Here is a 22,068-nt window from a genome sequence, read left to right as displayed (position 1 = left end):
CTGAAAAAATGAGCGATCCCAAACCCCTTGCATCCCTGTCGTCCAGCTTGCTGGCACGCAAAGGTGGCGCAAAGCCGGCGATGCGTCGTCAGGGCTACTCGAACTTTCCGGATCATGGCGCCCACTCTGGCGGCGAACTGCATGAAGATCTCGGCTGGGACGACATGGGCTATGATGTCGATCCTGACCATAATGCGCATCCGGTTGAGCATGTTCACAATCCGCTGGCCGGCGCTATTCCGAACCCGGGTGCAGCCGTCCGCCAGCAGCAGGAAGAAATTGCCGCCAAGCTGGGTGTGAAATCTTCGCATGAAGAGCCTGCCGAAGCCGGCACGGAAGACGCGGGCGATGCTCCAGAAGCGCCGTCGATATCCCGCGAAGAAAACGCGTCCGCCGACAAGCCGACGGTGCTGGAATCCGCCAGGGTAGAGAAAATAGAGGTCGTAAAGCCACGTCCGGCGACAAAATCCCGGACACGGAAGGCAAAAACGGCTTTCACGCTCCGGCTCGATCCGGAACGGCATCTGAAATTGCGGCTGGCAACGGCGGTCAAAAACATGTCGGCCCAGCAATTGGTCACCAAGGCTGTGGACGAATATTTGAAGACCATTCCCGAGTTGGACGATCTGGCCGAACGCGTTCCGTCGCGCGGTGCTGCCTGAAACAGGCTTGAAGAGAATATTGAACGGAAACGACTGACTTTTATTGCGAGGGCATAAAAATGAAACGCGATGTAATTTTGAGAATGGCTGCTTCCTCCATGGTGTTCGCCACTATGTTGACAGGCTGCGGTCCTGTTGGCGGCGGCTCGGTCGCATCCATGTCCAGCAAGCCGGCGACCGTCAAGGACGGCGCCAAATATGCCAAGAAGGCCGAGAAGGCTCTGGCGAAAGGTGATCTCGATGCTGCGATTGCCTATGCCGAGCGTTCCGTCGCCGGTGTCGGCAACGATCCGGAAACACGGGCTCTTCTGGGCCAGGCCTATCTGTCTGCCGGTCGTATGGCATCAGCGGAACGCAGTTTTCAGGACGCCATGGAACTCGGCAAGTCCGACGCACGGACGATTCTGAGCCTCAGCCTCGCACAATTGGGGCAGGGCAAAGCGGAGAAGGCCAAAACCCTCATCGTCAACAACCGTCAATATATTCCTGCGTCTGACTATGGCCTGGCACTGGCATTGGCCGGTGACAGCAAGACAGCCATCGAGGTTCTCGAGCAGGCGATCCGTGGATCCAATGTCACAGGCCGCACTCGCCAGAATCTGGGACTGGCCTACGCCCTGGATGGTCGCTGGAAAGAAGCCAAGCTGATGGCGGTGCAGGACGTTGCGCCGGCAGCGGTCAATCAACGCGTTATGGAATGGGCCCAGATGGCCCGTCCCGGCGCTTATCAGACACGCATCGCCACCGTGCTCAAGGTGACCCCGGTCGCGAATGATCCGGGCCAGCCAACCCGACTGGCGCTCCGCCCGAATGTTGTGCCGGCCGATGTCGCGGCATCTCCCCAGCAGGATTATGGACGTGAAGTTGCCAGCTTCGACCGGAACACGCCGCTCCCGGCTATCGGGCCCGCACCAAAAGCCGGATCGGATACGGACTTCCTCGCCAAGGAAAATAATGTCGAAGTGGCTTCGGTCGCGTTGCCGGCCAGCAACGCTGCGGCAAAGACAGCTGCCCCCGAGCCTGTCGCCAGAACATCGTCCAAGCCGCGCGTTGCTGCGGCCCCCGCCAGCTTCGCCGTTGAGCGCGACGAGCCGGCTTCGGTAAAAACCGCCGCTGTCCAGAACAGTCCGGCTGCCAAACCTCTCCTGCAGAAGACCTCCTACCAGCCAGTGTCGCAAACCGTGGTTACGACCTCCGGAACGCATCTTGTTCAGCTCGGTGCTTTTTCGTCGCCCGCAAGTGCCAAGCGCGCCTGGGGCATATTGTCCGCCAGAAACAGCGATCTGAAGTCTTTTCAACATGCCAGTTCGCGGGTTAACGTGAAGGGCAGGACACTTTACCGGTTGGCAGCGGTCGGCTTTGGCAATGCGCAAACGGCTGAAGCCATGTGTGCCGGTATCAAGGCGAAGGGCGGCAACTGCATCGTCCGCCAGGCCAAAAGCGTCAACAAGGTCGCGCCAACGCGCATGGCCAGCCAGGCTCCGAAGAAACTCGCTTCGCGCTAAATCATTTAGTCATGTGATAAGGGCGGCGAGCTAATAAGCTCTGCCGCCTTTATATATGGCCGTTACCCGGCCCTGGACCGGCAAGCCGTCAAACGGCGTATTGCCAGCGGCGGCCGCCATTTTCCGCGTGTCGACCTGCCATGGCGCATCCTCATCGATCAGGATGAAATCCGCTTCATGACCCGCTTTCAGCAAGCCTGCGTCCACCCCGAGGATTTTCGCCGGGTTGGTAGATAGCAGTTCAAACAGGCGTCCGATCGGGATTATACCATCACGAACCAGTGTGAAGGCCAAGGCCAGCAAGGTTTCCGCTCCCGCCATGCCCGGTGCGGCTTCGGCAAAGGGCAGGCGCTTGTCCTCGGGGCCACGGGGATCATGTCCGGACGAAATCACATCAATGGTGCCGTCTCTGACGGCCTCGATGCAAGCCAGGCGGTTTGCCTCATCCCGCAGTGGCGGGCTCAGCCGGGCAAAGGTCCGGAAATCGCTGATCGCGATATCGGACAATAGCAGATGGGCAGGGGTGATCCCGCAAGTCACCGGCAGGTTTTCCGATTTGGCTGCCCGGATCAGGTCCAGGCCGGCCGTCGTGGTCACCTGACGAAAATGCACATGGGCACCGGTTTCGCGAACCAGCGCGATATCCCGCGCAATCGAGAGCGATTCGGCCGCCGCTGTGGCGCTGGCCAGCCCCAGACGTGTGGCGGTCTCGCCGTTGGTCGCGACCGCGTCGCCGGTCAGCCCGGCATCCTCGCTGTGCACGATCAGCGGCAGGTTCAGCGATTTGCAATATTGCAGCAGCCGCAGCATGATACCGCTATCGGCGATCCATTGCCGGCCCGTGGCCACCGCCTTGGCACCGGAACGCTGCATCAGGCCGATTTCGGCGAGCTGCTGCCCTTTGAGCCCCTTGGTCGCTGCGGCGATCGGATGCGACCAGAGATCCGGTTTCCCGTCGACGGCATTATGCTTGATCATCGCCGGCAGATCGAGGACCGGGGCCTGGTCCGGCATCAGCGCCGCCCGGGTTATTCCGCCAAAGCGGAACGCCGGCTTGTCGATCGCAAAAACGCCGAGATCGACGATCCCCGGCGCGAGAAGTTTGTCCTGGCAGTCGATTGCTCCGTCTGGTTGATCGTCAGCACCAATATTTATTGCGGTGATGCGGTCCCCTTCGACGAGCAGGCTGCCTTCAACCGGTTGCTGTTCATCCGGCAGCACCAGACGGGCATTGGTGAAATTCTTTTTCATGACCAGCCCTCCACGCCGCGGGATTTGCGGGTCAATATATCCAGGCAAGCCATGCGCACGGCCACGCCCATTTCGACCTGCTCGGTGATCGCGGAATTTTCAAGATCGTCGGCGACGTCGCTGTCAATCTCGACGCCGCGGTTCATCGGGCCGGGGTGCATGATCAACGCGTCCGTATTGGCCAGTTTCAGCCGCTCGCGCGTCAGGCCGTAAAGATAGTGATATTCGCGCGGGCTGGGGATGAAGTCGCCGTTCATCCGTTCGTTCTGTAGCCGCAGCATCATCACCACATCGCTGCCCTTCAGCGCTTCGTCAAAATCGGTAAAAACCTCGACATTGAACCGGTCGAGCGCGGCGGGGAGCAGGGACGGCGGCGCGCAGACCCGGACCCTGGCGCCCAATGTGGTCAGGCAATAGATATTGGACCGCGCCACCCGGCTGTGCATGACATCGCCGCAAATGGTCACGGTCAGTCCGCTGATCTCGCCCCGCCGGCGCTGGATGGTCAGCGCGTCGAGCAACGCCTGGGTCGGATGCTCGTGCCGCCCGTCACCGGCGTTGAGCACCGGACAGTCGACCTTGTCGGCGATCAGCTGCACCGCGCCGGAACTGCCGTGGCGGATGACGATCGCATCGGCCTTCATTGCGTTCAGCGTGACTGCCGTGTCGATCAGCGTCTCGCCTTTCTTGATGCTGGATTGCGCCGCGTGCATGTTGACCACATCCGCGCCCATCCGCTTTCCGGCGATTTCAAAGGAGAGCAATGTTCGGGTGCTGTTTTCGAAAAAGGCGTTGATCACGGTCAGGCCGTCCAGCCTGTCCGCATGTTTGCTTGATTTCCGGTTCAGATCGACCCACTGCTTGGCCTCTTCCATCAGGAATAATATCTCCCAGGGCTGCAGCCCGGCGATACCCAATAGATGGCGATGTGGAAAAGCATCCGATCCGGCTGGAAAGGTCTGCGACGATGCGGTTTTGTGCGATGTCATTAAAGCGGGTTCTATAGAGTCATCGGGGCAGCGCGGCAAGCCTGTCGATGGCCCCCTGCAAAATATAGGCGGCGGCCATTTTGTCGACGACCTTGGCCCGTTTCTTCCGGCTGACATCCGAGGCGATCAGGTCGCGGGTGACTGCCTGCGTGCTCCAGCGTTCGTCCCACAGGAGAATCGGCAGCCCAAGCGGTTTCAGATTATGCGCAAAGGCCCGTGCCGCCTGGGTCTGCGGGCTCTGGCTACCGTCGAGGTTGAGCGGCAGGCCGGCGACCAGTCCGACGATATTCTGTTCGGCAATGACCGTCTTGATGCGTTCGAGATCCTTGGAAAATTTACGCCGTTCGATCGTCTCGGCAGCTGTTGCAAAGGTCCAGTGCGAATCGCACAGAGCCATGCCCACGGTCTTGGTGCCGATATCCAGCCCCAGCAGGCGCCCGCCATCGGGCAGCGCAGCGGCAAAGGCCGCGACATCATCGGAGATCAGCGTGCCGGAAATGCTGCCGTCCTCCGGCGCGCATCGGCGCGCACATTGGCCCAGAACAGGCTGTAATCGTAGACATGGTAATTATTGCCGGGCAGGGCATAGGGGCCGATTTCCGGGGGATCGCCGATCAGCAGGAAGCCCCGGTCGTCGCATCTTGCCGGCACCGATCCGGCGGTCAGCTTCGCTTCGCTGAGATCATCATTGGGAACCAGCGTACCGAGATTGGCCGAAGCCGAAGCCGAGGAATTGATGTCGCCATTGATCGGATTGCTGCAGAGCAATTTTGTATTCTTGCGCGGCTGACCGTTGAACCCGATGGTCATGTCATAGACCTTGGTGATCCGGTCATAATCGGCGGGCTCGGCAAAGCTTTGCCAGGCCATGATGCAGCGCGTCTGGTCAGGCTTCTCGCAGATATCGAGCCCCATTTCCGGAATATCCGTATCCACCGATACTGGCCAGCCGACGACATAGGCGGCGACAATCCGGTTGGCGAGCGGCGTGCCCGCAACCCGGTCCTTGAGGAGATTGGTCAGATGCAGGCTGCCCTGGCTGTGCCCGGCCAACAGGATCGGCTGGTCGCCGGGAATTTCCGAGACAAAGTGGTCAAAAGCCGCCAGCACGTCCCGATAGGCCGCATCCAGTGCCCGCTGGCCTTCCGGCTTTTCGGTCAGAAATGCCCCCAATGTGGCCTGGCGATAGCGCGGCGCCCAGACTTGGCCGATGGCGTTGAAGGCGCTGGCCTGTCCCCGCAGGAAGATGCGCGCCCGGTCCTGTGATTCTCCATCATCCAGCGGCGCGTTCCAATGATCTTTTTCCAGGAATGACGTCGGATGGACGAAGAAAACGGCGGCTTTCCCTGTCTCGGGAAATGCCGGCTCGCTGTCTTCATAGTCTTGTGGCAGCCAGAGCGCCGGATTGCCCTCCACCAGTTCGGGTCGCGCCAGCCACATCGCCGTATCGGCATAGACATTGTTTTCCAGGACTTCCTGCGCGGTAAATTCGGTGTCCGGGACGAAGGCCACTTCCATCAGTTCGTCACCATAAAGGCGGAAAACAAACGCGCCGGCGAGCACGAGAATGACCATGCCTGCGACAAAATAGAGAAACTTGCGGGCCAAATGATACTCCAACCTATCTATTGCTGCTTCAATCCGCTTGAAGCCGCTCCGCGCCAGTGCTAGCGGCGCTCGGTACACAATAAAAATCCAAAATACCCGAAAAAAGATGAACCTGAAAAGAATGAGTCATGTCAATCGATAAGGAAACCGTCAAAAAGATCGCCAGTCTCTCGAGGATCGCGATTACCGAAGCCGAAGCGGATGCCTTCGTGCCCGAGCTGAACCAGATACTGGGCTGGGTCGAGCAATTGGGCGAAGTGGATACTTCGAAGGTTGAGCCGATGACGGCGGTGATCCCGAACAAATTGCGGCTGCGCGAGGATGTCGTCACTGACGGCAATATCCGCGACAAGATACTGGCCAACGCGCCTGTTGCCGAACATGGCTTTTTTGCTGTTCCGAAGGTGATCGAATAATGATGGTCCGGAAAGAAACCCCGTTCGCCCTGAGCCTGTCGAAGGGCCCCGCGGCAACCACCCATGCTTCGACAAGCTCAGCACGAACGGAGCCAGTGCTATGACCGCAATATATGAAATGGGTATCGCAGATATCCGCAACGGCATTGCCGACGGCGATTTTACCGCCAAGGAAGTCGCCGAGACGTTCATCGCGCGGGTCAGCGCGGCCAAGCCGCTGAACGCTTTTCTGGTCGAAACGCCGGACCATGCTCTGGCGGCTGCAGAAGCCACCGACACAGCCAAGGCAAATGGCGAGACCCTCGGCAAGATGGCCGGCGTGCCGATTGGCATGAAGGATCTTTTCTGCACCGAAGGCGTGCCAACCACCGCTGCCAGCCGCATCCTTGAAGGCTTCACCCCGCAATATGAATCGACCGTGTCGTCCAATCTGTTCAAGGCGGGCGCGGGTATGCTCGGCAAGCTCAACATGGACCAGTTTGCCATGGGCAGCTCGAACGAGACCAGCGCCTTCGGCAATGTGATTTCGCCCTGGCGGCGCAATGATGGCAGCAATGCCGATCTCGCCCCGGGCGGTTCGTCGGGTGGCAGCGCGGCGGTCGTCTCCGGACGCATCGCACCGGCCGCCACCGGCACCGACACCGGCGGCTCGATTCGCCAGCCCGCCGCGTTCGTTGGCATCACCGGTTTCAAGCCAACCTACGGCCGTTGCTCGCGCTGGGGCACGATTGCCTTTGCCAGCTCGCTCGATCAGGCCGGACCGATGGCCCATGACGTCCGCGATTGCGCGATCATGCTCGAATCCATGGCCGGTTTTGATGCCAAGGACTCGACCTCGCTCGATCTGCCCGTCCCCGACTGGGAAGCGGCGCTGAGCAGCAATCTCGCCGGCAAGAAAATCGGTATTCCCAAGGAATATCGGGTCGAGAATATGCCTGCCGACATCGATGCGCTCTGGCAGAAAGGCATCGAGATGCTGAAGGATGCCGGCGTGACCATCGTCGATGTCTCGCTGCCGCACACCAAATATGCGTTGCCCGCCTATTATATCATCGCGCCGGCGGAAGCCTCATCCAATCTCTCGCGCTATGACGGCGTGCGTTATGGTCTGCGCGATCTGCCGGACGGGGCAGGGCTGCAGGACATGTATGCCGCGACCCGCGAAGCCGGTTTCGGTGACGAGGTGAAGCGCCGGATCATGATCGGCACCTATGTGCTCAGCGCCGGCTATTATGACGCTTATTATACCCAGGCGCAGAAGGTTCGGACGCTGATTGCGCAGGATTTCGACAAGGCCTGGAACAGTTGCGACCTGCTGCTGACGCCAACCGCACCCAGCGCCGCCTTTGGCCTGGGAGAGAAAAGCGATGATCCGCTGGCCATGTATCTCAACGACGTGTTCACCGTGCCCAGTTCGCTGGCCGGTCTGCCCGCCATGTCGGTGCCGGCTGGCCTTGATGGGAAAGGATTGCCCCTCGGTCTCCAGATCATCGGCAAGGCGCTGGACGAACAGAGCGTGTTCAACGCCGGTCTGGCAATTGAAGAACGGGCCGGATTTGTCGCGAAACCGGAGCAGTGGTGGTAAAAATGACCGAATCAACATATCGTATCCAGGGCGGAACCGGCGAATGGGAGGTCGTGATCGGCCTCGAGGTCCACGCCCAGATCACCTCCGAATCGAAGCTCTTTTCCGGGGCTTCCACCGAATTTGGCGCGGAACCGAACACGCAGGTCAGCCTGGTTGACGCGGCCATGCCCGGCATGCTGCCGACGCTCAACGCCGAATGCGTCCGTCAGGCGGTGCGCACCGGTCTCGCGATCAATGCCCAGATCAACAAATATTCGCGCTTCGACCGCAAGAATTATTTCTACGCCGATCTGCCGCAGGGTTACCAGATTTCCCAGCTCTACCATCCGATCGTGGGTGAGGGCGTGATCCAGATTTCGCTCGATGAAAAAGATCCCGATGCCCATGGCAAGGCGATCGGTGTCGAGCGCATCCATATCGAGCAGGACGCCGGCAAGCTGATGCACGACCAGCATCCGACCATGTCCTATGTCGACCTTAACCGCTGCGGCGTCGCGCTGATGGAAATCGTCTCCAAGCCGGACATGACCTCGCCCAAGGAAGCGGCGGCCTATGTCCGCAAGCTGCGTTCGATCCTGCGCTATGTCGGATCATGCGACGGCAATATGGAACAGGGCTCGATGCGCGCCGATGTCAACGTCAGCGTGCGCAAGCCCGGCGGCGAACTCGGCACCCGAACCGAGACCAAGAATGTCAACTCGATGCGCTTCATCCAGGCGGTGATCGAATATGAAGCCCAGCGTCAGGTCGATCTGATCGAGGACGGCGGCGCTGTTGTGCAGGAAACCCGTCTGTTCGATCCCGATCGCGGAGAGACGCGTTCGATGCGGTCGAAGGAAGATGCGCACGACTATCGCTACTTCCCCGATCCCGACCTGCTGCCGCTGGAACTGGAAGATGATTTCATCTTCGACTGCAAGGCGAGCCTGCCGGAATTGCCGGACGAAAAGCGCGCCCGCTACAAGAATGTTCTGGGCCTGAGCGCTTACAACGCCGCAGTGCTGACCGCAGAGCATGAAACCGCGCTTTGGTTCGAGGAATTGCTCGATACCACAGACGAGCCGGAAAAGATCGCCAGCAGCGCCGCCAACTGGATGACATCGGAACTGTTCGGCGCGCTCAACCGGATGGGGCTTGATATCGCCGAAAGTCCGGTTTCTCCGGCACAGGCCGCAGAATTGCTCGGCCTTATCGCCGACGGCACGATTTCCGGCAAGATCGCCAAGCAGGTGTTCGAGATCATGCTCGAAAGCGGCGATGGCGCTACAAAAATCGTCGAGGAACAGGGCCTCAAGCAGGAATCCGACACCGGAGCGATCGAGAAAGTCATCGCCGAAGTGATGGCCGCCAATGAGGACAAGGTCGCCCAATATCGCGACGGCAAGGACAAATTGTTCGGTTTCTTCGTCGGCCAGACAATGAAAGCCATGCAGGGCAAGGCCAATCCGCAGGTGGTGAACGAGCTTCTCAAGAAGACGCTGGGTTGATTCGTTCACAAACCCCACTTGCCCTCAACGCGCCTTTCGGCTAGGCGCGCGGGTCAATCGTACTTCGATAGGGCTTTGACGACTTAGCTGGGCGGGCGTGGCGGAATTGGTAGACGCGCCAGATTTAGGTTCTGGTATCTTCGGGTGTGGGGGTTCGAGTCCCTTCGCCCGCACCAAGTTAGTTGCAATATCTTTCGAAAAACACCGAACATGAAGGCACCAAAGGATAGTCATGCAGATTGTTGAAACGCTGAACGAAGGTCTGAAACGGGCCTATGAAATCAAGATTACCGCGAAGGATATCGAGTCGCGGGTCGAAGCCGAGGTCAAGAAACTGGCACCTCAGGTGAATATGCCCGGCTTCCGCAAGGGCAAGGTTCCCGCAAATCTTGTTCGCAAGATGCATAATGATGCCCTGATGCAGGACGCGCTGACCAGCTCGATCCAGGAAAGCATCGAAAAAACCATGACGGACAACAAGCTCCGTCCGGCGATGCAGCCCAATGTCGACCTTGATGAAGGCTATGAGCCTGGCAAGGACGCCAATGTGAAGCTGGATCTGGAAATCCTGCCGGACGTTCCGACCCCATCGGTCGACGGCCTGAAACTCGAGCGGCTCCAGGTCGAAGCGGACGAGAAGACCGTTGACGAAGCGCTGCAGAAATTTGCCGAAAGCCAGAAGCAGTTCGAAACCGCCGCAAAATCCTACAAGGCGAAAGAAGGCGATCAGTTGCTGATCGACTTTGAAGGCAAGGTTGACGGCGTGCCGTTTGAAGGCGGCAAGGGCGAAGGCATGGCGATCGAACTCGGTTCCGGCCGACTGATCCCGGGTTTTGAAGATCAGCTGATCGGCAAGAAAGCCAATGACGAAGTGCTCGTCAAGGTGACCTTCCCCGACGATTATAATGTCGAGGACCTGAAGGGCAAAGACGCCACCTTCGACGTGGTTGTTGCCGAGGTGCAGAAGCCGAAGGTCGCAAAAGCAGACGATGAAATGGCCAAGTCTATGGGGCTCGAAGGCATCGACCAGCTCAGCGAATTGCTGAAAGGCCAGATCGAGCAGGAACTGAACGGCCTGACCCGTACCCATATGAAGCGCAAGCTGCTCGACCAGCTCGCCGCCAATCATGATTTCGAAGTGCCGCCGGGCATGGTCGAAGCCGAATTCAACCAGATCTGGCAGCAGCTGGAGCAGGAAGCGGCCCAGGAAGAAGATCCGGAAGCCGCCCGCAAGGAAATGGAAGACGAGAAGGACGAATATCGCGAGATTGCTGTCCGTCGCGTTCGGCTCGGACTGCTGCTGTCGGAAATTGGCCAGGCCAATGGCGTCGAAGTCAGCCAGCAGGAAATGGGCATGCTGATCCAGCAGGCGGCCCAGCAATATCGTCCGGAAGACCGCGACCGGTTCGTCCAGTATATCCAGCAGGACCAGATGGCTGCAGCCCAGCTTCGCGCACCTATGTACGAAGACAAGGTCGTCGACTTCCTGTTCGAAAAGGCAGAGATTACCGACCGCAAAGTAACCCGCGAAGAGCTGGAAGCAGCGATCGAAGCGGAAGATGAAGCGGAAGCCAAGCCGGCAGCCAAGAAGAAAGCACCGGCCAAGAAGGCTGCGGCGAAAAAACCGGCAGCCAAGAAGGCTCCGGCCAAGGACGACGCTGAAAAGGCACCGGCCAAGAAACCTGCTGCCAAGAAAGCGCCAGCCAAGAAAGCCGCTGACGACAAGGCTCCTGCCAAGAAGCCAGCCGCTAAAAAGCCCGCTGCCAAGGCCAAGAAATAATCTATTCAGACTGAATGCACAAAAAAGCCGGGCAGGGCGGACCTGTCCGGCTTTTTTATGCGCTGACAACCGTCAGCTTCGGTCCGCGACTTGCGGCTATTGCCAGCGTCAGATCTTAACTTCGCTGGCCTTGTTGATCACCGTGCCGAGAATGCCATATTCCTTGGCTTCTTCGGTGCTCATCCAGTAATCGCGATCAATATCCTTGCGGACCCGCTCGACATCCTGCCCGGTTTCATCCGCGATAATCCGTGCCAGCCGTTCGCGCATCTTGACGATTTCCTGCGCCTGGATTGCAATGTCCGATGCCTTGCCGCCGGCACCGCCGGAGGGCTGATGGATCAGGAATCGAGTATTGGGCAGGCAGAAACGCTGCTCCTTGGGAACGCCGAGGAAAATATGCGTGCCGGCGCTGGCTACCCAGCCGGTTCCGATCATCGCGACCGGCGAGCTGATATAGCGCACCAGATCGTGGATCGTGTCGCCGGATTCGACGTGGCCGCCGGGAGAATTCAGGAAAATGCGAATGGGATCGTTATTGACATGATCGAGATAGAGCAGCTGCGTAGACACGCGCTCCGCCAGCTTCTGGTCAATGCCGCCAAATATCATGATCGTGCGGGCTTCGAGAAACTTCGTCATCATGGCGCCGGGCAGGCCACCGGACTTGTTCTCTTCGTCGTCCTCTTCGTTATAAAAGGGGGTGATTGGGCTGTTGTTGGTTATCATTCTTGACTCCGCAGATGGAAATTTGACCAGCACCGATCACGAAATGATCAGCATTGCCTTGCAGAACATGTAGGGATAGCCGGGATGGTGCGCAATGATCGTCATGCCGGCGAAGGTTTTTTTCTCGGTCGCAATCATTCTCGGCCAACATCGTTAAAGGCCTTGAACAATTCGGCGATAATCCCGATGTAGTGGCGACGCTGAAGAGAAGCGCAAAAGAGATAAAAACAGGACGACTTACAACATGCATGACCCGATCACAGACGCTCTAGTCCCGGTTGTTATCGAACAATCCAACCGTGGCGAACGCAGTTTTGACATTTTTTCCCGACTGCTGCGCGAGCGGATCGTATTTGTAACCGGTCCGATTGAAGACGGGATGGCATCGATCATCACCGCGCAATTGCTGTTTCTGGAATCCGAAAATCCGAAAAAAGATATCTATCTTTACATCAACTCGCCCGGTGGCGTGGTGACTGCCGGAATGGCGATCCACGACACGATGCAATATATCCGGCCGCGAGTCGGTACGGTCTGTGTCGGTCAGGCGGCTTCCATGGGCAGCTTCCTTCTGGCTGCGGGTGAACCGGGCATGCGTATGGCCACCACCAACGCGCGGATCATGGTGCATCAGCCCTCAGGCGGCGCCCAGGGCATGGCTTCCGACATCGAGATCCAGGCCAAGGAAATCCTGCGTATCCGGTCGAGCATGAATTCGCTATACGCGAAATATACCGGCAAATCCGTAGAAGAGATCGAAAAGGCCATGGATCGCGATACCTTCCTGGAAGCGAACGAAGCCAAGGCATTCGGCATTGTCGACGAAGTCTACGACAAGCGCCCGGTGCCAAGCGACGGGGACAAATAAGCGCGTCGCGCCACCCCGGTAGACATCAGCAATATGGTTGACAGGCTTGCATATACGCCGAAAGGGCGGGTAAAAAGCTGTGGCAATTTGGAATTTGACGGTTAGATTACAATAATCGCCGGTTTAAAGGACTTTTTATGACGAAATTGACGGGATCTGATTCGAAGAGCACGCTATATTGCTCCTTCTGCGGCAAATCCCAGCATGAAGTCCGCAAGCTTATTGCCGGACCCACGGTTTTTATCTGCGATGAATGTGTCGAGCTGTGCAACGACATCATCCGCGAGGAGACCAAGGGTGCCGTTACCGGTCGCAAGGACGGCGAAGTGCCGACGCCACAGGAAATCTGCGACGTGCTGAACGATTATGTGATCGGCCAGAACCGTGCGAAACGGGTTCTCTCGGTTGCCGTGCACAATCACTACAAGCGTCTCAACCACGCCGCGAAGTCGGGCGATATCGAACTCGCCAAATCGAATATCCTGCTCGTCGGTCCGACCGGTTGCGGCAAGACCTTGCTGGCCCAGACTCTGGCCAAGACATTCGACGTGCCCTTCACCATGGCCGACGCGACCACGTTGACCGAGGCTGGCTATGTCGGCGAAGATGTCGAGAATATCATTCTGAAACTGCTGCAGGCGTCCGACTATAATGTCGAGAAAGCCCAGCGCGGCATTGTCTATATCGACGAAATCGACAAGATCAGCCGCAAAGCGGAAAATCCGTCGATCACCCGCGATGTATCAGGCGAAGGCGTGCAGCAGGCACTGCTCAAGCTGATGGAAGGCACCACTGCCAGCGTTCCGCCGCAAGGTGGCCGCAAGCATCCGCAGCAGGAATTCCTGCAGGTCGACACCACCAATATCCTGTTTATCTGCGGCGGCGCATTCGCCGGTCTGGAAAAGATCATCGGTGACCGTCTCGAAGGAAAATCCATCGGCTTTGGCGCCCATGTCGCTGCGCCGGAAGAACGCAGGGTCGGTGAGCTGCTCGCTCAGGGCGAACCGGAGGATCTGCTGAAATTCGGCCTGATCCCGGAATTTGTCGGCCGTTTGCCGGTAATCGCGACTCTCGAGGATCTCGATGTCGACGCGCTGGTAACTATCCTTCAGGAACCGAAAAACGCGCTGGTGAAACAATATCGCAAATTGTTCGAGCTGGAAGACGTCGGACTGACCTTCACCGAAGACGCGCTGGTCGCAGTGGCCAACAAGGCTATCGAGCGAAAAACCGGTGCCCGTGGCCTGCGCTCCATCGTCGAGAATATCCTGCTGGACACGATGTTTGATCTGCCCGATCTGGAAGGCGTGGACGAGATCGTGATCGACAAGGATGTGGTCGCGGGGACGAAAGATCCGGTGAAGGTGATCGCCAAGGCGAAGAAGGAAGACGCGGCCTGATCGTTCTTGAACGAAGGCCGGGGCAGGCTCCTGATATTTCCCCAACGAACGACTGACTTTTACAACCGTTGCTAGTCTCTTGGTCATCGGTGATACAGGCCCTGTCGACGCAGGCGCACTGTTACTTATAAATACAGCTGTCCAGACGCTCGTTCCGCACCACATTGATCCGCACAGCAATCGTGTTGCCATAGCGCGCGGTAAAGCCGCTGGCACCGTTTACAGCGCGTTTCTTGGGTGAGGGCAGGGCCGCCGCGATGCGCGCGGCTTCGATCCGGGTCAGATCCCTGGCGTCCTTTTTATAGTAGCGCTGGGCCCCGGCCTGCACGCCATAGGTGCCGATGCCGGTCTCGGCGATATTGAGATAGACTTCCATGATCCGTTTCTTGCTCCAGATCGTCTCGATCAGGAAGGTGAAATAGGCTTCCAGCCCCTTGCGGAAGAAGCCGCCACCCTGCCAGAGAAATGCGTTTTTCGCGACCTGCTGCGAGATGGTCGACCCGCCGCGCTGGCGTTTGCCTTCGATCCGTTCTTCGAGAGCCTCCTGTATAGCCTCGGTATCAAAGCCGTTATGGCTGCAGAATTTGCTGTCCTCGGCAGCGATCACCGCCCGCGCCATATTGGGGGAAATGTCGGAAAAGCTCGCCCAGTTCTTGGTGATGCCGTTTTCGTCCAGCAGCATTGTCACCGTCACCGGCGGCGGTACGATGGCATATAATCCGACCCACGCGACCGTGATCAGGATGAAATAGATCAGGAATTTGAAGAGAAATTTGATCAGCCCCATTGCCGGAGCCTAAAAGCAAAACGCCCCGAAAACAATTTCTGTTTCGGGGCGTTCTGCTATTTCGTGCCTTTATCAGGCTTGATGATCAGTTCGCGGCAAGAAGCTGCTTTTCGCCGGCAATGCGCAGCATCGCTTTCTGCAGTTTCTCGAAAGCGCGGACCTCGATCTGGCGGATCCGTTCGCGGCTGACTTCATAGACCTTGCTCAGGTCTTCCAGCGTCTTGGGATCTTCCGACAGGCGCCGTTCAGCCAGAATATGCTGTTCGCGCTCGTTCAGCGAGCCCATGGCTTCGGTGAGCATTTCGTGGCGGAAGTCGGCTTCCTGAGAGGCTGCAATCGCTTCGTCGTGCAGCGGGCCATCATCTTCCAATATGTCCTGCCATTGGCCGCTATCGCCGTCTTCGGACGAAAGGGACACGTTCAGCGATGCATCGCCGCCCATTGACATGCGACGGTTCATATTGACCACTTCATGCTCGGCTACGCCCAGATCGGTGGAGATTTTCTGTACATCTTCCGGTGACAGATCACCGTCTTCAAACGCATCGAGATTATTCTTCATCCGGCGCAGGTTGAAGAACAGCTTCTTCTGTGCGGCGGTGGTGCCCATTTTCACGAGGCTCCAGCTACGCAGCACATATTCCTGGATAGACGCACGAATCCACCACATCGCGTATGTCGCGAGGCGGAAACCGCGGTCGGGTTCGAATTTCTTGACGCCCTGCATCAGGCCGACATTGCCCTCGGAAATCAGATCCGAGACGGGCAGGCCATAGCCGCGAAATCCCATCGCGATTTTCGCGACAAGCCGCAGATGCGAGGTGACGAGCTGGGCGGCGGCTTCCTGATCCTTGTGTTCAGAATAGCGTTTCGCCAGCATATATTCCTGTTCGGGAGTCAAAATAGGAAATTTGCGGACTTCCGAGAGATACCGGTTCAGGCTTGCGTCCCCCCCTAAGGCAGGGATTTTTGCCGGAACATTGCTACCATTAGCCATTTTCGTTCCTTCTTTGTTGTGCCGCCGGGCCTCATCAAGCACCCTTTGGTCAAAAGCGTCTATAAGGTGTGTTACTTATACACGCAACTTCATGAATAGTTCCTGCATATCGTCCGGAAAACCGATAGAAAACATCAATTTTTCAGCCGTTATGGGGTGAACAAATCCAAGACTAGCAGCATGCAGCGCCTGGCGTCGAAATTGAATATCTTTTCGCCGGGAAAGTAATGATTTTCGACCAGCGCCATAGAGCGGGTCACCAATCAGACTGTGCCCGATATGGGTCATGTGGACCCGTACCTGGTGGGTGCGTCCGGTTTCCAGCGTGCATTCCACCAGAGCCGCCCCGTCGAGCATTTCCTTGACCGTATAATGAGTCATCGCCGCCTTGCCGCGATCGTCGCCGACAACTGCCATTTTCTTGCGGTTGACGTTGCTTCTGCCGATGGCTCCCTCGATCGTTGCCATGGGCGGATTGGGGCGGCCGTTGACGATCGCCAGATAGCGGCGCTCGATATCATGTTTGGCAAACAGCGCGCTGAGCCCCTGGTGCGCGGCGTCGGTCTTGGCCGCGACCATCAGTCCCGACGTATCCTTGTCGATCCGGTGGACGATACCGGGCCGGGAAACGCCGCCAATGCCCGACAGCTCGCCCCGGCAATGGTGGAGCAGCGCGTTGACCAGCGTACCGTCGGCATGACCGGCGGCGGGGTGGACGACCAGCCCTGCCGGCTTGTTGACAATGATCAGATGCGCGTCCTCGAACACTACATCGAGTGGAATATCCTGTGGCTGGGCCGGCCCCTCTATCGGTTCGGGTATCGTGAGCTCGAATGATTTGCCGGCCAGCTTCTTGGCCGAGGGGTCGGTGAATTTCACGCCTCCGACCCGCAGATGTCCGTTTGCAATCAGCGACTTCACCCGCTCGCGCGAAAGCCCCTCCACCACCTCGGTCAGTGCAGCATCCAGACGCTGTTTTCTCTGAGATTCCGGTAATGTTCCGGATATGGTAGATTGCCCCGCGTTCATCGCGTAGATGTGGGCCATGAAAGTCTGTATATCAAGCGCGATCTTGGCCGAACTCCAGCAATTGGCCAAAGCCGGTGAACCGCAGGAAATCTGCGGGATATTATTCGGCGACGACGGGCGGGTCAGCACCTATCGTCCAGCGCCGAATGTGGCCGCCGATCCGCTACGCCATTTCGAGATCGATCCGGGGATATTGATAGCGGCCGAACGGGACCAGCGTGGCGGCGGCAACAGCATTGTCGGCTATTATCATTCGCACCCCGGCAGCACCGTGCAGCCCTCAGCAACCGACGCGGCCAGCGCCGCCGCCGATGGCCGGGTCTGGCTTATCGTAAACGGGACAGATGCCGCGGCATGGCAGGCGATTGAAAACGGGGATATTTATGGCCGCTTCAATGCGATCACCCTTGATTGCTCCGGTGCAAAAGGCCAAACAGCCGCGGAATGAAACTATAGTTAAGGGCGTGTTTATATGTCGAATAGCGAATTTGACCTGGCAGCATTGCTGTGTTCGAAAATATGCCACGATCTGCTCAGCCCGGTAGGAGCGCTCAACAACGGGCTGGAATTGTTGGAAGGCGAAACCGATCCGGTGATGCGTGATCGCTGCATGGACCTGCTGGCAGACAGCGCGAGGGTCTCGGCCAACAAGCTGAAATATTTCCGGCTCGCCTTTGGCGCGGCAGGCGGCTTTGGCGACAATGTCGATCCGGCAGAGGCGCGCCAGCTGATCGAATCGCTGCTCGGCGATTCGGGCAAGATCACGCTGGGTTGGGCATTGCAGGGGGAAGCCCTGCCGAAAAAAGCGATCAAGATACTTCTCAATCTCGCGCTGATCGCGAAAGAATCCCTGGTGCGCGGTGGACGACTGGATGTCGGTGCCGAGCAGGGAGAGCTGGGCGTCGAGGTCGTTATCAGGGCGGAGGGCGACAAGATCGCGCTGGATGAGGGGATCCGGGCTGCTCTGGATGGCACCATCCCGCCTGCCGATCTCAGCGCGCGGACAGCGGGCGCGTGGATGACCCGGGAGCTCACATTGCAAAATGGTGGCGATTTGCGGATTTCTCCACCTTCCGCGACAGAATTGCTTCTGGGTGCTATTGTCACCGCCTGAGCTGCAGAGGAGGGGCCCTTCATGGATGCAATTTGGACGCCGTCTCCGAATTTTGACGAACGCAAGCTGCCGATCAATATTCTGGTCATGCATTATACCGGCATGCAGGACGCCGCTTCGGCGATAAACTGGCTGGCCAATCCCGAAGCGAAAGTCTCGGCCCATTATGTCGTGACCGAGGACGGGCAGATCGTCCAGATGGTCGACGAGGAAAAGCGCGCATGGCACGCCGGGCGCGGCTTCTGGCGCGGAATCAGTGATGTTAACAGCGCCAGCATCGGTATCGAAATCGTCAATCCCGGGCATGAATGGGGCTATGTCCCGTTTCCCGAAGAACAGATGGATGCGGTGACCCGCCTGGCCCATGACATCGTGCAGCGGCACAATATCACCGCCTCCAATGTTATCGGTCACAGCGATCTCGCTCCGGCGCGCAAGCAGGACCCGGGAGAACTGTTCGACTGGGAAAGACTGGCGCGCCACGGCATTGCCCTGAAAAGACCGACCGCGAAGCTCAACGATCCGCCCTGGACCGATGGCGGATTCATGCTGGCGCTGGAGCGGTTCGGCTATGATATATCCGACCAGACCGCCGCCGTCGTCGCCTTCCAGCGACGTTTCCGGCCAGAGAATATCGATGGCGTGATCGATGGCGAGTGCCGATCCCTGCTTTTGTCTTTAATGTTGGACAGGGAGCGCGGAATCACTAAATAGGGCGCACCAGAGGGTCGGCCAGCCGCGGCAGTTTGTCGAGGAAAGTCCGGGCTCCACGATTAAAAGGTGCCGGATAACGTCCGGCGGGGGCAACCCTAGGGAAAGTGCAACAGAAAGCAGGTCGCGACGGCTTCGGTCACGTGACAGTGAAAGGGTGCGGTAAGAGCGCACCGCGGGACTGGCAACAGGCCTGGCATGGTAAACCCCACCTGGAGCAAAACCAAATAGGGGCGGCATATGGCTTTTTCGGCTTGCTGCCCGGGTTGGTTGCTTGAGCCACGCAGCAATGCATGGCCGAGATGAATGGCTGGCTATTCCGTTTCGGCGGATGGACAGAACCCGGCTTACAGACCCTCTGGTATTCTTGATTTGATCGTTGAACAGCAAGCGGTCAGTGGTAGACTGGCCTATGAAAAAATTTCTGCTCAGCTGTCTTGTCTTCGTCGGCCTGTTCGGTTTCGATCACCCGGCCGCGGCGAAATGTGAAGCCGCTCAGGGTGAACGCGGGGTCGCGCTGCTCATTGGTATCAGTGCCTATGACGGTCTCAACTGGCCGATACTGGCGAATGCGGTCAATGACATAGACCATGTCTGCACCGCCTTTGCCCGGGCAGGGTTCGAAATTATCGATGTGCGTGACGCGAATATCGCAGAATTGAACAGCGCCGCCGAGGCTTTCGCGGTCAGGGCAGCCAGCGCCGAAAGCGCCGTCGTCTATTATGCCGGTCACGGCTTTGAATATAACGGTCGCAATTTCATGGTGCCGGTCGATGCGCCGGCTTTCGCCTCCAGGGATGAACTGGATACAGAGTTTCTGCCGCTCGAAAAAATGCTGGAAGCAGCCTCGAAGGCGAAGCGGTTCAACCTGTTCTTCATGGATGCCTGCCGGACCCCGGATCCCGTTGTCCGCCTGAAGGATGTGAGCAGCGATGATCCCGACGGCGATGTATCTCCGATGGGATTGCTCGAGATGAAGCAGGGCGCTGTCTTTTACTCTACCGCCAAAGGGCGGCCCGCGCTCGATGCGGCGCCCGTGGACTCCACAACCAGCCCCTTTGCCAAAGCGATCGCGAGCAAGCTTGCCATTCCCGGCCTCGAGCTGTCGGACTATTTCAAGGTCGTGTCGCGGGAAGTCTATTCCAACACAAGGGGACTGGATTTCGGGCCGCAACAGCCCTTCCATTACGGTAGCTGGTTTGAAGATTTCTATCTCAATCAGCCAGGTGGGCCTTCGGCCACTCCCGGCAGCCCATCGGCCTTGCCGTTGGGCTTACCCCTGTCGCCTCTGAATATCCCAATGGACCGTCTGGCGATTGAGGACGAAACCATATTGGTGGGCGAGATTCTCGGCGATTTCGGTCTCACCAATCTCACCCGGCTGGCGACAGAGGGAGACCCGCTGGCGCAATCGTTTCTGGGGTTCATGTATCATCTCGGTATCGGCGTTCGCAGGGATCTCGAACAGGCGCTGGTCTGGCTGGAAAAATCTGCGGCGCAGGGACATCCGGCGGGACAGACGGAACTGGCCTGGTATTACCAGGAAAACGAGCCTGAAAAGGCAAGCCGCGCACTGGAATTATATCTGCTGGCGGCTTCGCAAGGATATGCAAAAGCGCAATCCCACCTCGGTTTTGCCTTGTGGGAGGGTAAATTCGGCCTTGTCGACAAGGAGCGAGCGATTGCGCTGTTCAGCGATGCATCGGATCGCGGGCATCCCTATGCAACCTATGCGCTCGGCGTCTACGGAAAGCAGATGGATGAATCCCTGCGAAAGCTGCGTGCGCTCGCCGATGACGGTAATGTGGAAGGCAATAACTGGATATGCGAATTGCATTATCAGCAAGGACGGGCGGATCAGGTCGCCCAGGATTGTTCGCTAGCCGCCCGAGGCGGCTATGCCGGGGCAAGAGCAATATGGGCGCAGCTTCATCATTCGGGCCAGGGCGTTCCCAAGTCGCCCAGCGAAGCGCGTTATTGGGCGAAGCTGGCAAACAGTCAGGTGGAACTTCAGCAGCGACCCGATCTGGTCCGCGCTACAGCCAATATATTGTCTCGTGACTAGCCGGTTGAAGAGGCTGGTAGTTAACTCCAGTCTTTGATAGAGTCGCAATCATGCCCAAAGCAAAACGATCCGATAATTGGGGGTTCCCCCGCTGGGGAAGCTATGAAAGCTCCCGTGAAACGCAGCAGGTCAAGATTTGTGACCGGCACGGTTGCGACGAACCCGGCAATTGCCCTGCACCAAAATCTCCCAACAGCCCGGAACGCTGGTATTTCTGCCAGACCCATGCGGCTGAATATAACCGGGGCTGGGATTATTTTGAGGGTCTCGACAAGGAAGAGCGCAAGAAACGCGAAGCCGACGAGCAACGCGATGCCAATGCCTATCAGGAAGCCAAGCATTACAGCTGGATGGGGTCCGGCGACGGTAGCCGTTCGCGCGATGAAATGACCGCGCTGGAGATTTTCGACCTGACGCCCGATGTCGAATTCGAAACGGTTAAAAAAGCGTGGCGCTCGATGGCCAAGGAATATCATCCGGACGTCAATCCGGGCGATGAAGAAGCGGCGAAGAAATTCCAGGCAGCGCAGGCGGCGTTCGACGTTCTGCGGATTGCCGAGGAACGGCGAGTATGGAAGCCGGTCTAGGCTTTTTGCAGGCGTTCCGCAGTCTGCTGGATCAGAGCGATCATATTGGGAATGCCCTGGGTCCGGTTTGAACTCAGCTGGTTTTTGAGATCAAACGGTTCCAGCACCGCCGCGATGTCGGTGCTGACGATATCATCCACCGCCTGATCTTGAACCGTTTCCAGCACAAGCGCGATAATACCCTTGGTGATCGCTGCATTGCTGTCGGCCAGAAAATGCAGCCGTCCGTCGTCGAGTTGCGTGGGATAGACCCAGACCGAGGCGGAACAGCCCCTTACCAGCGTCGCATCCGTCTTCAGCGCGTCCGGCATCGGATCGAGCTGTTTGCCGAGATCGATCAGCAGCCGGTAGCGGTCATCCGGTTCAAGAAATTCATATTCTTCGATTAAATCGTCAATTTTGCTCATGGGGAGGGCGGTTAGCAGGGGTGAACCGCGACGTCACCCATTTTTGCCGTTTGGTTGGCCTGGGTCAGATCATCCGAAGGTTGTGAGA

22 protein-coding genes, 1 tRNA gene and 1 other RNA gene are annotated in these 22,068 nt (G+C 58.2%); 15 read left to right on the top strand and 9 right to left on the bottom strand.

Annotated features, from left to right (window positions below):
* The first annotated feature begins 8 nt into the window (after positions 1 to 8).
* Complete coding sequence (locus SPHFLASMR4Y_RS04460) at positions 9 to 662, top strand: hypothetical protein (RefSeq protein WP_089134682.1); 654 nt, start codon at positions 9 to 11, stop codon at positions 660 to 662.
* A 59-nt stretch (positions 663 to 721) separates the two neighbouring features.
* The gene (locus SPHFLASMR4Y_RS04455; RefSeq protein ID WP_089132482.1) at positions 722 to 2,167 is read left to right on the top strand and encodes an SPOR domain-containing protein; all 1,446 of its coding nucleotides are present in this window, start codon (positions 722 to 724) and stop codon (positions 2,165 to 2,167) included.
* 30 nt (positions 2,168 to 2,197) lie between these two features.
* Here the strand turns inward: SPHFLASMR4Y_RS04455 and SPHFLASMR4Y_RS04450 are convergent, their stop codons facing one another.
* Genes SPHFLASMR4Y_RS04450 through SPHFLASMR4Y_RS04435 form a run of 4 tightly spaced genes read right to left on the bottom strand, consistent with a single transcriptional unit; the run spans position 2,198 to position 6,015 of the window.
* A complete protein-coding gene (locus SPHFLASMR4Y_RS04450; protein ID WP_089132481.1) occupies positions 2,198 to 3,418 on the bottom strand; it encodes a dihydroorotase in 1,221 nt (406 codons plus the stop codon).
* Positions 3,415 to 4,407: an aspartate carbamoyltransferase catalytic subunit gene (locus tag SPHFLASMR4Y_RS04445; protein ID WP_089132480.1), complete on the bottom strand. Its 993-nt coding sequence runs from the start codon at positions 4,405 to 4,407 to the stop codon at positions 3,415 to 3,417. Before SPHFLASMR4Y_RS04445 ends, SPHFLASMR4Y_RS04450 begins: the two co-directional genes overlap by 4 nt.
* A gap of 19 nt (positions 4,408 to 4,426) precedes the next feature.
* Positions 4,427 to 4,894: a Holliday junction resolvase RuvX gene (gene ruvX, locus SPHFLASMR4Y_RS04440; RefSeq protein WP_089132479.1), complete on the bottom strand. Its 468-nt coding sequence runs from the start codon at positions 4,892 to 4,894 to the stop codon at positions 4,427 to 4,429.
* Complete coding sequence (locus SPHFLASMR4Y_RS04435) at positions 4,891 to 6,015, bottom strand: DUF3089 domain-containing protein (protein ID WP_089132478.1); 1,125 nt, start codon at positions 6,013 to 6,015, stop codon at positions 4,891 to 4,893. The genes ruvX and SPHFLASMR4Y_RS04435 overlap by 4 nt, the downstream gene beginning before the upstream one ends.
* Before the next feature lie 128 nt (positions 6,016 to 6,143).
* Here SPHFLASMR4Y_RS04435 and gatC point away from each other — a divergent pair, with 128 nt between their 5' ends.
* The 5 genes from gatC (at position 6,144) to tig (ending at position 11,286) form a co-directional block, all read left to right on the top strand.
* Positions 6,144 to 6,431 carry an Asp-tRNA(Asn)/Glu-tRNA(Gln) amidotransferase subunit GatC gene (gene gatC / locus SPHFLASMR4Y_RS04430; RefSeq protein WP_089132477.1) on the top strand — a complete coding sequence of 96 codons (288 nt, stop codon included), beginning with the start codon at positions 6,144 to 6,146 and terminating at the stop codon, positions 6,429 to 6,431.
* A gap of 100 nt (positions 6,432 to 6,531) precedes the next feature.
* Positions 6,532 to 8,016 (top strand): Asp-tRNA(Asn)/Glu-tRNA(Gln) amidotransferase subunit GatA, encoded by a 1,485-nt coding sequence (gene gatA / locus SPHFLASMR4Y_RS04425; RefSeq protein WP_089132476.1) that lies wholly within the window; start codon positions 6,532 to 6,534, stop codon positions 8,014 to 8,016.
* A 2-nt stretch (positions 8,017 to 8,018) separates the two neighbouring features.
* Positions 8,019 to 9,506 carry an Asp-tRNA(Asn)/Glu-tRNA(Gln) amidotransferase subunit GatB gene (gatB, locus tag SPHFLASMR4Y_RS04420; protein ID WP_089132475.1) on the top strand — a complete coding sequence of 496 codons (1,488 nt, stop codon included), beginning with the start codon at positions 8,019 to 8,021 and terminating at the stop codon, positions 9,504 to 9,506.
* 91 nt (positions 9,507 to 9,597) lie between these two features.
* Positions 9,598 to 9,682: transfer RNA gene (locus SPHFLASMR4Y_RS04415), tRNA-Leu, on the top strand.
* Positions 9,683 to 9,738: 56 nt separating this feature from the next.
* Positions 9,739 to 11,286, top strand: coding sequence for a trigger factor (tig, locus tag SPHFLASMR4Y_RS04410; protein WP_089132474.1), 1,548 nt, complete (start codon positions 9,739 to 9,741; stop codon positions 11,284 to 11,286).
* 108 nt (positions 11,287 to 11,394) lie between these two features.
* Here the strand turns inward: tig and SPHFLASMR4Y_RS04405 are convergent, their stop codons facing one another.
* Positions 11,395 to 12,015 (bottom strand): ATP-dependent Clp protease proteolytic subunit, encoded by a 621-nt coding sequence (locus SPHFLASMR4Y_RS04405; RefSeq protein WP_089132473.1) that lies wholly within the window; start codon positions 12,013 to 12,015, stop codon positions 11,395 to 11,397.
* A 244-nt stretch (positions 12,016 to 12,259) separates the two neighbouring features.
* On the opposite strand from SPHFLASMR4Y_RS04405, the gene SPHFLASMR4Y_RS04400 reads away from it, so the two are divergent.
* Positions 12,260 to 12,883 carry an ATP-dependent Clp protease proteolytic subunit gene (locus SPHFLASMR4Y_RS04400; RefSeq protein WP_089132472.1) on the top strand — a complete coding sequence of 208 codons (624 nt, stop codon included), beginning with the start codon at positions 12,260 to 12,262 and terminating at the stop codon, positions 12,881 to 12,883.
* Positions 12,884 to 13,020: 137 nt separating this feature from the next.
* Complete coding sequence (gene clpX / locus SPHFLASMR4Y_RS04395) at positions 13,021 to 14,283, top strand: ATP-dependent Clp protease ATP-binding subunit ClpX (RefSeq protein ID WP_089132471.1); 1,263 nt, start codon at positions 13,021 to 13,023, stop codon at positions 14,281 to 14,283.
* Positions 14,284 to 14,404: 121 nt separating this feature from the next.
* Here clpX and mtgA read toward each other — a convergent pair whose 3' ends face one another.
* The 3 genes from mtgA to SPHFLASMR4Y_RS04380 all read right to left on the bottom strand — a co-directional run bounded on the left by mtgA (position 14,405) and on the right by SPHFLASMR4Y_RS04380 (position 17,096).
* Positions 14,405 to 15,070, bottom strand: a complete 666-nt coding sequence (gene mtgA, locus SPHFLASMR4Y_RS04390; RefSeq protein WP_089132470.1) for a monofunctional biosynthetic peptidoglycan transglycosylase — start codon at positions 15,068 to 15,070, stop codon at positions 14,405 to 14,407.
* An 85-nt stretch (positions 15,071 to 15,155) separates the two neighbouring features.
* Positions 15,156 to 16,067, bottom strand: coding sequence for an RNA polymerase sigma factor RpoH (gene rpoH / locus SPHFLASMR4Y_RS04385; protein ID WP_089134681.1), 912 nt, complete (start codon positions 16,065 to 16,067; stop codon positions 15,156 to 15,158).
* Positions 16,068 to 16,142: 75 nt separating this feature from the next.
* Positions 16,143 to 17,096: an RluA family pseudouridine synthase gene (locus SPHFLASMR4Y_RS04380; protein ID WP_089134680.1), complete on the bottom strand. Its 954-nt coding sequence runs from the start codon at positions 17,094 to 17,096 to the stop codon at positions 16,143 to 16,145.
* A gap of 43 nt (positions 17,097 to 17,139) precedes the next feature.
* On the opposite strand from SPHFLASMR4Y_RS04380, the gene SPHFLASMR4Y_RS04375 reads away from it, so the two are divergent.
* The 6 genes from SPHFLASMR4Y_RS04375 to SPHFLASMR4Y_RS04350 all read left to right on the top strand — a co-directional run bounded on the left by SPHFLASMR4Y_RS04375 (position 17,140) and on the right by SPHFLASMR4Y_RS04350 (position 21,573).
* Positions 17,140 to 17,544: a M67 family metallopeptidase gene (locus tag SPHFLASMR4Y_RS04375; protein WP_260807072.1), complete on the top strand. Its 405-nt coding sequence runs from the start codon at positions 17,140 to 17,142 to the stop codon at positions 17,542 to 17,544.
* Between the two features lie 24 nt (positions 17,545 to 17,568).
* Complete coding sequence (locus SPHFLASMR4Y_RS04370; protein WP_089132469.1) at positions 17,569 to 18,210, top strand: histidine phosphotransferase family protein; 642 nt, start codon at positions 17,569 to 17,571, stop codon at positions 18,208 to 18,210.
* A 21-nt stretch (positions 18,211 to 18,231) separates the two neighbouring features.
* A complete protein-coding gene (locus SPHFLASMR4Y_RS04365; RefSeq protein ID WP_089132468.1) occupies positions 18,232 to 18,924 on the top strand; it encodes an N-acetylmuramoyl-L-alanine amidase in 693 nt (230 codons plus the stop codon).
* Positions 18,925 to 18,930: 6 nt separating this feature from the next.
* An RNA gene (gene rnpB / locus SPHFLASMR4Y_RS04360) (RNase P RNA component class A) lies at positions 18,931 to 19,287 on the top strand.
* A gap of 46 nt (positions 19,288 to 19,333) precedes the next feature.
* The gene (locus SPHFLASMR4Y_RS04355) at positions 19,334 to 20,986 is read left to right on the top strand and encodes a caspase family protein (RefSeq protein WP_089132467.1); all 1,653 of its coding nucleotides are present in this window, start codon (positions 19,334 to 19,336) and stop codon (positions 20,984 to 20,986) included.
* Positions 20,987 to 21,036: 50 nt separating this feature from the next.
* Complete coding sequence (locus SPHFLASMR4Y_RS04350; protein WP_089132466.1) at positions 21,037 to 21,573, top strand: J domain-containing protein; 537 nt, start codon at positions 21,037 to 21,039, stop codon at positions 21,571 to 21,573.
* Here SPHFLASMR4Y_RS04350 and SPHFLASMR4Y_RS04345 read toward each other — a convergent pair.
* On the bottom strand, positions 21,570 to 21,980 hold the full coding sequence (locus SPHFLASMR4Y_RS04345; RefSeq protein ID WP_089132465.1) for a SufE family protein: 411 nt from the start codon (positions 21,978 to 21,980) through the stop codon (positions 21,570 to 21,572). The genes SPHFLASMR4Y_RS04350 and SPHFLASMR4Y_RS04345 overlap by 4 nt on opposite strands.
* Positions 21,981 to 22,068 lie beyond the last annotated feature (88 nt).

The organism is Sphingorhabdus sp. SMR4y, from assembly GCF_002218195.1.
GTDB lineage: Bacteria > Pseudomonadota > Alphaproteobacteria > Sphingomonadales > Sphingomonadaceae > Parasphingorhabdus.
This window is presented reverse-complemented; position numbering and strand designations above follow the sequence as displayed.